This is a genomic window from Bacteroidota bacterium (genome assembly GCA_020402865.1).
Classification (GTDB): domain Bacteria; phylum Bacteroidota; class Bacteroidia; order Palsa-965; family Palsa-965.
The window spans coordinates 50,660-63,014 of the sequence record JADBYT010000017.1 but is presented as its reverse complement, the minus strand read 5'-3'; the positions used below and the strand labels follow the sequence as shown (position 1 = coordinate 63,014).

Here is a 12,355-nt window from a genome sequence, read left to right as displayed (position 1 = left end):
TGTACAATACTAAAGCATAGTTTCCCCTGCGGGGTTTACTCCCGCAATTTCTGCGGGAGTAATCGGGGCTGGTGATTCAGGTGGTTTGGTGTTTCAAAAGAAAATTCCCCACAAAACTATATACTATATTTTCAATAGATCCTATCTATATTTTTCAAATATTTCGAGGGCAGCAGGATAATATTTCTGTGCATATTCTAATGGAGTCACGTCATTATAATTTTTTCGATAAATATCAGCACCACTTTTTAGTAATAACTCCAATATATTTACACAATTTTCTATGTCTGAATCGCCATAATCGATCGTATTCATAGCATTTTCAAGGGCTTCGATAAGAGGTAATGGGAATCCCGGTTTAGTGAAATTAACATCAGCTCCATTATTAAGAATGACATCCACAACAATAGGATTATTTGTACCTATTGCACTACTTAACGCATTTGTATTTAGCTTCTCATCGACAAAGCTAAATTCATCAGGCGTTATTTTTTCCAATATATCATTTATCAAATTAATATCTTCAACAAAAATAGCTTCTTTTAATTTATTAAAATTTATATTTTCCATTATAGCGGATTGTAATATGGTTTAACATAGACTAGTTCGATTTCAATATTCGGCCTTAATTTAGAAAATTGTTTTACTACATCATTACACGAACCACATAAATTTCTTTCTGAGATTAACCTAATTTTCCCTTTTGAGTCTGGATTTGTTCTGCTAAGAAGGTTTTCCAAACCTTTTGCTTCCGAATCATAGGCTCTTCTATCTAACGCATCAGGGCTTTGCAATTTATCTGACTTTGTTGGTTGAGTAGTTAATTTTTGATCCTCAAAAGGTATGGCATCAACAGTACCTTCAATTTGTTTTTCCCCACTGACGCTTACAAGATCTATATTATTACCATCTATCTCACCTTCAAATTTAGCTATATTCTTTTTCTTTGAAACATTATATAATTTTCTATCATTATTAATTTTATCTACCTCCTCCTCATTTGCTTCTCTAGCGCCACTTTCATTAGGCTTTTCAGGTTTCTTATCTTCCTCCCCGTCCGTATAACCATCCTTAACCGGAGGGTTCATCCAAATATCATAAACCCCATCCCCCTTCGCCTCCGCCTTAAACGGCGGCACACCCTTCATCGCACTCAACGGAGCCAACTCCGCCAACAAACCAGCCACCGGCGTATCAATCTTATCATTCGCCTCCGTAATCACCTTCGCCATAAACAACGCCCGGCGCTTATTCGCACTATCCGGCCCGTCAGGCACATCCTTATCCGCATCCTCCTTCAGCTTCTTCTTCTGCGCATCATCCACATCACCCTCACGCTTCTCAAAATTATCATCCGCCTTCTGCTCATCCGCTGTACGATCTGTTTTCTGCTTGTTGTCTTCAGTCTCATTCTTATCATTCTTCACCTTCTCATTCTTCTTATTAGTCCCCGTCTTCTTATCCTCCACATTCTCCCGCACCGGATCTCGCCGCAAATCACGATCAGACTTATTCTCCGTCAACTCATCCGTTTGCCGCGACAAATACTTCCGCAAACTTGCATACAAACTCTTCCAGGTGTCCTTCTTAAACATAGCCGCCACCGTGCGCGGCGCCCACGTCAGTTTGCGCATAAAGCTTTTCTTCATCTCCAAAAACATCCGCTTACCAAACGTCTTCGGATATTTCTGAATCATCTCCAGCATCTGCTTCGCACCGCTCACCTGACCTTTACCGCCTATTATTGCAAGTATCGCTATCGATGTATTACCCGCATCCTGCTTCAACTCAGCCGTGTTCTGGAACAACACCTCAGCCGTTTTAGCCGTGTGCATCTCGTAGGCATTCTTTATACCGGAAAGTACGCTAAGCGCGGCCGTTACCACGCCCACCCAGAAAGTAACCGTACCCATAGTGGCTGTGGCGCTCCAAAGCCAGCCTGCCAAACCAATCATCGCTCCTCCGGTAAAGAATGTGCCTATTGATGCCGCTATACTCAACACAAAAAGCAAACCAGTTATCACCCCGCAAATCGTAAGCAGCTGCACGCCCACCGCCGAGCCCTTTTTCAAAATCATGCCCACCGGATCCTTCTCAAAACCACCCCAGTCGCTCAACTCCGTCCATATCGCTTTCACCGAACCCGATACCGTATTGAAAAACTCCACCGGATTCACCATCGCCAGCGCAAAATTGCCCACATCGGCCCAGGTGATGTTGGTGATTGATTTCCAGATGGCATCTAAGCCCTGCGTAAGCGAACTCCAGAACAAACCAATCTTGTCAACCTTACTCAGGTTGTCGGTTACACGTTGCAGCGGCTTCTTCAGCGCATTTGTGCGGTTCGTATTGTGTGCATCTATTTGTGTAAGGCGTTTTTCTTCGGCCTTGAGCATGAGTTGCTCCTGATTGGCTGCTACCCACGCATCGTAGTTTGCCATAAACGCCTCCAATGCGGTTTGCAATTCCACACGCTGGGTCGGACTCAGGCTGTCCACAAACGCATTGCGCTCGTCTTCGCTTTCCAGTTTTACATAGTTAAAAAGTAAACCATCCGTACCGCCCTGATTGAGCAGCGAGGCTTCAAATGCCTGAGCTTCCTCATTCAGCAAATTCTCGCGCGAGGAAACTTTGGCCATATTCTTATAGTAAAAGTATTGTGCCCGCTGCGTCTCGTTTTCAATATCAAACGAGGTTTTCATCAGATCCATGCCCTCTTTGGTGAGCTTTTGTTCATCTTTTTTGCTCTTCTCCAATTTGGCACGCACCTCTTTCACATTCTTCTTCGCCTGCTGGTTGCGGTTCTTTTCTTCATTCAGCTTTTGCTTCGACTGCTGCAACTTCTGCTGCGTGTCCTGTATTTGTTTTGCCGAATCAGCATTTTTCTTTTTGGCAGCTTCTGCTTCAGCTTTCAGGCGTTTGGCGGTATCACCGCCTCCGCTTATACCATCGGCCATGGTGGCGCTTCCTGAACTGAGTTCTTCATACTTTTCACTCAGCATGCCCGAATCTTCATCTTCAGGATCTTCGTGTTTCTTCGACCCGCCAAGCATATCAGCCGATTCATGACGCATATCTTCGGCTTCGTCTTTGTTTTCGTTGTATGTATTGATATGTACGCCAACTTCTCCCGCTACTTTTTGCTCACGATTTTTCGATTCTTTGAGCGGCGCATCCATCGTTTTCAGATTCTTCTCACGCTGGTTTGTATTGGTTTCAGCCGTGGTTAAGCTCTTATCCGATGCCGCTATTTTGCCTTCCAGTTTCTTCACATCCTGTTCAACACTCAGGCGCTGCTTGGTCTGCTCTTTCGCATGATCAACAGCCGCTTTACCCTGATCGCGGAATTGCTGGGCGGTAATGGTTAAACCGGTAAGGTTGTTATTCGTAAATTCATCGCCTTCTATCACTTCACCGGCTTCATCCTGTGCATCCTTCATTTCAAGTTCTGCCACCGGTGGCGGATTTTCATAATCTTCCTTCACACCTTCCGGACCCGGATCAGTATCTTCTGCATTTTCTACACCCTCCGGTTTCTTTTCCGTTTCCTTCGGCTTACTATTTTCTGAAACAGGTTTTACTTCTGGTGTTTTATTCTCCTTTTCAACTTCTTTTTTCGATGCTTCAACCTGCTCTTTTGTTTCTTCTTTCTGCTCCTGCTCTTTCTTTACCTCTGCATTATTTTCATCGGGTAAAAATTCTTTCTCGTGTGCTTCGTGCTTTTCAGCCGCTACTTTAATGCTCTCTTTCTCCTTCCTCCTCTTCTCCTCCTCCGTCTCCTCCGCCTTCGGCTGCACCACACCCGCAACCGGCTGCTCCACCGCATTCTTCGTCGCATCCAGCGGCGTTACCTGTCCGTTCTCCTTCTGCGCCTCTGTGCGCTGCTCAGGTGTTAAGGGCTTTTCCTCTTTCACTTCCTGCAACGGCGAAGCCGTTGCCAAAGCTGCTGTTTGCTGAGCCTGCGAAGAATTCACGTTCTGCTCCGTCGCTTTAAATTCCGACAACGGCGAAGCCGTTAAACGCTGAGCCTGCGAAGAATCATTCTTCTCCCCGCTTAAATTTCCACCAACACCCTCACTTTGCTTCTCACGCTGCAAACCCGCTTCCTCCTGCATCCGCATACGCGTATTATGCACACCCGCACGCTGATGAAAATAAAAACCGCCATGCGCAAACGCCCAATGCATCTCCTGGTTCGTCAGCTTCTTGCCCTGCTGCATGCGCTGCTGCACACGCTGCACCAACTGCTGCGGAATCTTTCCGGCAGGTGTAAATTCTTCACCGCCCAACTCCTGTTCATTCAACTCTGGCTGATACTGCGGCTGAAAACTACCGGGCAACGGCTGCGACAAAGGCTCAAACTTGGGATGCATAACTACAGACTAAATACACGAACTGAGCTGACTGAAAATTCATTCGTAAAAACGCCGGCCGGAAGCCCTTTTCCCGTTCGAAGCAAGTGCTCCGCTGCTTCCGGCCGTGCGTTTTTGTTTGGGGTTATTCTTTTTTACTGCACCGGATTATTCTGATTCACCTGCAGATTATTCAACGGAAGCGGAAACTTCTCCGTCACCGAAATCACCACACGCGCACGGTTTGAACGCGCTTTGGTTACCTGCGCACCATCAACCGTTTCAAACACATAATCAAAATAATCGCTGATGATGAGTTGCGCGGGGGCCGTGTAGCGGAATACTTCCTCGCCGTTTACGGTGGTTATTTGTACCGTGCCGCCCATAGCCGTGGCAAACGTGTTGCGCGTGGCCTGGCCCTGACTGTTGATGCCGTACACACGCAGCGCATACGTCTCGTCATAGTTCACCGAGCGGCGAACACTGATGTTGATCGGCTGTGTGGCCTGATTCGCACCCGGAAGCACAGGAACCGCGTAGGCATTATCCGCAAAGGCAAAGTCGCCGGGGCGGAAATCGTTGAACTGCGTCATGGCATACGTGGGCAGCAGCAGGTCGGCATCAGAAGGCGTGGGAATGTCCTCGCAGAAGCAGTCGCAGTTTACGCTGTATGGCAGGCAGAAATCGGCAATGGTCTGGTTGGCGGTAATGGTTACCAGACTTACGCTTGGTGAGTTGGTGTTGCTCGACTGGCGCAGCTGCGGATCAAACACATTGTTGTTGTTGTTCTGCACATTCTGGCTCAGCAACGATACATCCTGACCGGCATACACCACCACAAACGTACCGCCCGGCTGCACACCTGCCTTGTGATCAATGCCGGGGTGACGCGCCACAAAATTGCTCAGCAGCGTAGGATCGTTGGCCATTACATAGCTTACGCGGTACAGATAGTTGTAATACACCCGCTCAAGGGCGCGGTACGTCTGATCGCTGATGATGCTGTTTAAAAACCAAAGCTGCTCACTCACCCACTGACCAAAACTGAAGTAAAACTCCTGCGGCAAACGGGCGGAAAGGGTGTGCGTTACTTCATCGAGCAACAGCATGAGGTTGGCTTTGGCATTCACGGCCTGCGCCACAAGTGCCTGATACGAGAGCTGAAAGCTGGTATCAACCGTTACGGGTGTGTTGGGTGCAGCAATAAGTACATTTTCACCCACAGCAGAGGGACGATAACCAAAATCGAAATCGCTGAGCAGTTCGGTGAATACCGATGTATTGAGCAGGTTGTTGAGGTAACGGATCATTCCCACACCCGATCCGAGCACCGTGCGCAAGTCGTTGATTACTGTGCCAATGCTGCGCGGGGCAACCAATGCAGGTGAAGGCAGCGAAGCGATTACATAATCCACAGCGGCACTGCTGCTCGTGAGCACATCATTCTGACTGGAAGGAACAGATATGTTTGTGAAGTTGGCGGGTGCCGGTGAAACGGTTCGCAGGGCACTGTTGTTTTGTGTAACACTTGCATTGTCGAGCGCCGAACTGATGGACTGAACACCAAACGATACCGAAGCGCGGTTTGAGGTGCTGGTGGTTTCGAGGAACAACTGATCAAAGAAATCGCCGCCGCTTTGTGCATAATTAAGCAGATTTGTAGCGCGTGAAATCCAGTGTGTAAATTTCGCCAGCATTTCCGCACGCAAACTGCGGTACTGCACATCCAGATCGTTGTAACGGCAAAGACTCTTTGCTTCGGCTGTGCTGAGATACCCCTGCAAACGCACGGCAACCACATTGAACGGAAGGTTAAAAGAGGTGCGAATTGTTTCAATATCCGAAACCACCTGCGAGTATGATTTTTTGAGATAGCCTTCTACGCGCAGGAAATTATACGGATCAAGATCAAAATTGAGCGGCTTGGTAATGTAAGTGCCATTGCCCGGCGATGCGCTGTAATTGTTGTAACTCAGCACCGGATAATCTGTACCCGAGCCAATACCGCGGCGGAGATTTTCGTAATTCCAGTGCGATTCGAGCGTTACACCCTGTGTGGAAGATACAGGCACTGCATCATTGATGTAGTAATACGGAATGGCACGCGCAGTAAGGTTGCTTTGCTTCTCCACACTCGGCGTAACGAGAATAGTTTCGTTTCCGCGCGGGTTGTGGATAAGGTTGGCGTTAAACGCATCCATGAGCAGAATCATACGTTTGTGCAGCACAATTAAACGCTGCTCAAGCTCATGCTGGCCGGGCGAAGTTTGCGATGCAATGAAATTGGTACGGTAATCCATTACCGAATACGCACCATCATTTTCGGCATAACCCAGTACAAGGTGTTTCGGAAAATAACCGGTAGCCACGCAGCAGCGCGACATCAGATCGGCAGAGGCTTCGCGGAATTCATTGTAGGCCAACAGCAGATCTTTCATAAAATCATAGAAATACTGCGCTCCCATGTAATTCGGACCGGTAACATTGGTGTTGGTAATGATATTGTCCCACACCGTTTTGTAAGCGGCAATACTGCCTGCAGTTACCGGATTGCTTCCGTACACCGGCTGAAGAACAGGCTGAAATACGTTGTACGAATCGCGGATAAGATCAAAAATACTGGGCGAATTTCCGGTAGTATCATACACACTGCGCAAGGCGTTGATGTACTTTTCCTGAAACCTGAAATAATTACTTACTTCCGGCCCGGTTGCACTGAACAACGGACGAAGCATGCGCACATCGGGCATGGCAAAACGCGCCGGATAGGTTACGTTATCGGCCAGCATTTCAGCCTGAATAATGTTGGCTACATCCGCTTCATTGGCAAGCAATGCACGAAGTGTAAATACACGATCCATACCCAGATCATCACATGCGCGGCCAAGACACGAACGCAAATCCACATCGCTGCATTCGAGATACAGCAATACCACTTTGCGGCCACCGTTGTTCGGACCAGTGCCATCCACAAAAGCCTGCGAAAGCAGTGATGTGCCACTCACCGTTGAACTGGCTTCATACATCTCCCACAAATCAACCTGTGCAAGTGAAGCGTTGGTAAATGGCGAATAACTTACACCTGCCGGAAGTGTATAGGGTTTGTATTTGGTAAATGATTTAGCAGTAATCGAAATCAGAAAACCTTCGGTAGTTACGCCTTTACCTTCTGTGATGTTTACCACCACATCACTGCCTGCCGGCGAAACCGATTGTTCGAGGCCGCATACAATACCAACCCCGATCAGCCGGGTACGTGTAATTCGTGTTTGCTCGTCGAGATAACCAGCCAGAAGATTGAGCTGTGCGCTGGTAAGTACCTGGTTGTTTTCAAAAACAGGATACCGTGAAAGAAGATTGTTACTCATGGTTGATCGGAATTAAAGCGTGCCTAAGTTGGAGTTATTAAGAATGATGGAGTTTTGAAGTGTATCGTCGGTATCGCAATCGTGCAGTGTGCCTGCAGGATAGCCCGAACGTATTTTTTTGAGAACGGTAACCAGACCGATCTGAGCATCTGTTTTTTCGGCCACTGTGGCAATGGGCGAATTGATAACCCGCAACCACCATTTCCAGGCTGTTTCAAACAAAGCCATATCCTCGTACCCCACCCAGCAGATGTTGAGCACAATATGTGCAGGTGCTTCGGTACGAAGCAAACGCTCGTAATAATTACGGAAGGCAATATTGGTGAAACGCCCTTGCCACACCGGAAGAATTACCGATGCCACAAATGAATACGGATCAGTGTAACGGCATTCTTCACAGTCAGCCGTGGTGTTGATGTCGAGAAATGCATCACGCACAAGTTTGATGCGGTTGAGAAACTGAATCTCAAACTCACCGCCCGCCGTTTGCGTTTGTGTGGTGGCAATGGTATAACGACCGTTGTTCGTAAGCGGCATTGATAACTCCACCACTGCTTCAGGAAGCAGCGTGAATGATGCCGGCAAACCCGTTCCGCTGAACTTCATTACGTTTGCAGGCGTGGCATTGGCATCATTAAGTGCAGTAACCGGTTTTGTAATCCAGAACTGCAACGAACCCAGCGGAGCCACATCAACCAGCGATTCATTGACGGTAATTTCCGTGTTCCCTGCATTTACAGTTACCGAAGCAACCGTATAAAATGCATCGTTCACTGCCGAACCGGTAATGCGTATTCTTGAGCCGGAAACCAGCACCGAAAGAAAATTACCGGCCACCGTAAAACGACGTGCAGCCTGATCGGCATCAGTTACCGCAAGATCAGCACACACTGAAATTTGTCCCAGACTGCCGTTTGAAGGTGGTTGCAGCAAACCATTACCCGAAAGCGACTCGGTAGTGGTATAGCGATTTTTCGGACGCACCAGAATATGTTCCACCAGGTGCATACCTTCGTGCGAGAAAAAACTGTCTGTCACTTCAGCAGTCATCCGCTCAATTACTTTTGCCCATTGCGGCATTTCAACCACTATGGCATTAATGGCAGGATCAAAACCCACAACTGGTGCGGTGAAATAAAGTTCGCCCGCAAGACCCGAAGTAAGTGTGGCCGAGGCAAGAAGCTCATTCAGATACACGCGGCAGTCGGTGGCACTGAGACGCAATACACGGTTAACGGAATAAGTTCCCGCATTGGCCGATGGAAAGGCCACTGGTGCTGTAATGACAAACTTATCGCCGCTGCCAAACAGAATTGAATCCGCACCGGTAAGCTCCACATAATTTTCGGTGAGCGAAATGGCTGTGATTGCAAAGCTGAAGGCGCTTTCAAATCGGCCATCCACATACGAATCATTCAACAGCGGATTGGGTGGCACCGTGGTAACCGGTGCGGCAATAGTAAACAATCGCGAGTCGGAACCCGGTGCCGTAGTTACCCGAAACGCATCCGAAGCCTGAAGCATCAGGTAATTGCCGTCATTATGCAAGGAATCAGAAATACTGAATTTGAGCCGCGACTGAATGCCTGCCAGATAGCTGCTAAGGATGTCGGTATTCACTACCGTTCCCACTTTTACACCGCAAAGATCAAACAGCGCCACCCCTTCATCGGTTTGATCATATTGATAATTAGCCGGATTTTTTGCCAGACGCAGCAGCCAGAAAAGTGTCCGGTCGATGAGATTGGGCGTGGGCGTATCGTTCAGATCAAGCTTTAAGAAAGGCACCAGTCCCGACATAAGTACATTTCCTTCTCCATCGGTAAGGGTGTACTGAATATCCCATGCCGGCTGACATTCGGCCGGAACCGTGGTGTTGGCAATGGCCGAAACGTTAATGAAATAACGATCGAAGTTGATGGAGAAATTGCGGCGGTTAGCACCGATGTTGTTCATGTACTCTGCATTGATATGCGCAAAGAGTGTATTCACAAACAACAGCCTGATCTGCTCCATGGCGTAGGCGTAAGTTCCGGAAGTGAAACCGGCGCCCGGCACAGGCAGGGCAAGTGCCGCATCAACAAGCGCAAGCACCTGCTCACCTTCACACACGGCAATGCTGTATGTGCCAAGCGGGTTGTAATGGTCGCTGTCGGTTACAATGAGTGATGCACTATCAACTAATTTGTAGTTTGAAAGTACAATCGCTGAGGTGATCAGCTTTTCCATCCGCAGCACCGCCTCGTTGCGGGTAGCCGTATTAAGTACAGCCGGCGATTCGAGCAGCAATAGGGTGGCGTTGAAAATACGCACACCAAAGCCGCCCGAAACAGCGCCTACAATTTTATAGTCGCTGCTGAAATACATGTCTTCAGGCGCCCACGCGTCGATGCCGGCCAGCAACGAGGTGCGTTGCTCAAAGCCTGCGGCATTGGCGGTGTGATAATACAAATTGCTGTCGGCGTAGTTGAATGCGTTGAAACGTTCGCTGCTGAGTTTCGGATAGGCATTAATGAAATCAAACTTATCCTCAATAAGTTCATCGGCGGCACGGGCACCGTCAATACGATACATCAGCAAGGCATAATCGCTGAACGATTCGGCAAAGCGGGCCATGAGGTGATCGGCAATGCGGTTGCGGCGTTCTTCAAACTGTGCGCGGCTTTCGGTAAAACGCTGAAGATCGAGCGCATGCTGTGCCTGTGCAGTGGGCGTACCTCCGTCGAAATAAAGTTCGGCTGCATTCGGCACCAGATTAATGAGCGGCTGGCTGTAAAGCGTTTTATTGATTGTGAAATCGCCCGAAGCTGTCCGTGTATTATCGTGCGAGAAAAACTGCCAGAGATTGGCTACCTGCGCCAGATAATTCGCCAGCAGCTGATCGAAAAACAGCAAGAACTCTTTAAGCTGTTTGGCCTGCAGCTTACGCACATCGCTTGCCGTACCGGGCAATCCTGCTTCGCCGATACCATACAACCGCGGAAAATCATTTTGTATGGTTACATACTCGCCCGCGTTGGCCCATGTACCCTGCGGCACAGGCAAATCAAGCGGTGTATTCCACAAACGGCGCGGACGATCAGACACATTCAAATTATCGAGAAGCTGCTCCACATCTTCCAGACGCGCCTTGTAGGGCAGCTGGTTTTTGTAAAATGTAAATTGCGACGATGGCACACTCAGGCGCGGTACATAGAAACGATCAAAAGCCAGTTCAAGACACCAGCGTACAATCTGCTGCGGAATCTGATCGTCGTTATCAAGCGGAATATTTGCCATCTGTAAATTGCGAACAGCAATCACACCCGGCACATCCATAATAATATTAATAAGGTCAGATGCGCGAAGTACTTTACGCAATTCCGCTTTATCCAGTTCGGCATTATCAATAAACCCCGAACTCAGCAGCGGCCCTTCAAAAATCTGGTCGGTGGTGTAACCACGTTCATACATTTCGGCCAGTGAGTGAAAATACAGTGTGGGCGAAATGAATTGCTGAATTTGGTAACAAAGCTGTGCCTGAATAGCTTCCACATCGGCACCGGCTTCAATGTCCACATCGGCACAAAGTGCCACTTCTTCTACTTTCAGCGCACGAATCGCCAGAAAATCCTCGCAGAGATTCCGGTTGGTCATCAGACGGCTTCGAGCAGCGTCCACCAGTTTATGTATAGCTGTTATCTTTCGCTGATACTCAAACAGCATCGACGACGGAGTGACCGAATCATAAATATAGAACTCCAGCATATCGCACACCGCATTGCGTGTAGCCGAAGGAAACGGGTTTGTGGGATTGGATGTATCGGTAACCGAAAGCACCACATCGCCAGCCGCATTGAGCCCGGAAAAGCTCACCTCATACGGCGAAGGCACACGCGAAAAACTCATGCGCGCATTACCCATGCGCGAACGTATTGACGCCACGCTGTTCCAGTCGATGCCGGGTGTATCCCAGCGTGGAAACTCCGCTTCAATGCTCACCGTCATGCCTTGAAGCACACCCGAATTCACAACCTGTGCCGGAGCCGAAGGTGCTGCAATATTGAGTGAAGCAGGCAACGTAATGACACGCGAAATGGTATTGGCATTCAGATCGCCAAGCACTTCGTTATCGTCAAATTCAAGAAGTACATCGTACAAAGCCATTGGTACAAGTCGTGCAGCATTTGCCGAAGGCGGCTCATACGTGAGTGTTTGCGCAACAGCATCGGCATACCAGGCCTGCTCACAGTTACGTGCTTTCAGCAGCCATGCATTGCGAATGCCCACCACAGTTGATGTGTTTGACGTGACCTGCACATCAGTAGTCACATCCATCAGCAGTTTACGGTAATCGCGAAGGGTTACCGGCGCATTGGGCATAATCTCTGCCGCTGTGAAAAAATTCTTTATATCGTTCACCGCAGGCGGGGCTGCCAGCAAATCGCGAATATCAAAATTGGTACGATAGCCCAGGTCGGTAATGGCATAACTCAATACTTCGAGAATGGTCACGCCCGGATCATGCGCGTTGTAATCGGTCCAGATTTTACCCGAAAGCCGCTGCAGATGCGCAAGCCCTTTACCGCGCAACAAGTCGTAATTCATACTGTCGAGCGGTGGCGACGATGCGGAAATGGTGATCGGTTCTGACAT

Annotated in this window: 4 protein-coding genes; all 4 read right to left on the bottom strand. The window is 48.6% G+C overall.

The genetic code is table 11. The annotated features are described in order from the left end of the window. Positions 1-141: 141 nt before the first annotated feature. On the bottom strand, positions 142-570 hold the full coding sequence (locus IM638_12820) for a hypothetical protein (protein ID MCA6363914.1): 429 nt from the start codon (positions 568-570) through the stop codon (positions 142-144). After that, positions 570-4,304 (bottom strand): hypothetical protein, encoded by a 3,735-nt coding sequence (locus tag IM638_12815; protein MCA6363913.1) that lies wholly within the window; start codon positions 4,302-4,304, stop codon positions 570-572. The genes IM638_12820 and IM638_12815 overlap by 1 nt, the downstream gene beginning before the upstream one ends. Positions 4,305-4,507: 203 nt before the next feature. Then, a complete protein-coding gene (locus IM638_12810; GenBank protein MCA6363912.1) occupies positions 4,508-7,720 on the bottom strand; it encodes a hypothetical protein in 3,213 nt (1,070 codons plus the stop codon). Positions 7,721-7,732: 12 nt separating this feature from the next. Continuing rightward, complete coding sequence (locus tag IM638_12805) at positions 7,733-12,355, bottom strand: hypothetical protein (protein ID MCA6363911.1); 4,623 nt, start codon at positions 12,353-12,355, stop codon at positions 7,733-7,735.

Bases quoted from the DNA above. Each gene is read 5' to 3' on its own strand.
- IM638_12820 (MCA6363914.1), bottom strand. From the start codon at position 570: ATGGAAAATATAAATTTTAATAAATTAAAAGAAGCTATTTTTGTTGAA.
- IM638_12810 (MCA6363912.1), bottom strand. From the start codon at position 7,720: ATGAGTAACAATCTTCTTTCACGGTATCCTGTTTTTGAAAACAACCAG.
- IM638_12805 (MCA6363911.1), bottom strand. From the start codon at position 12,355: ATGTCAGAACCGATCACCATTTCCGCATCGTCGCCACCGCTCGACAGT.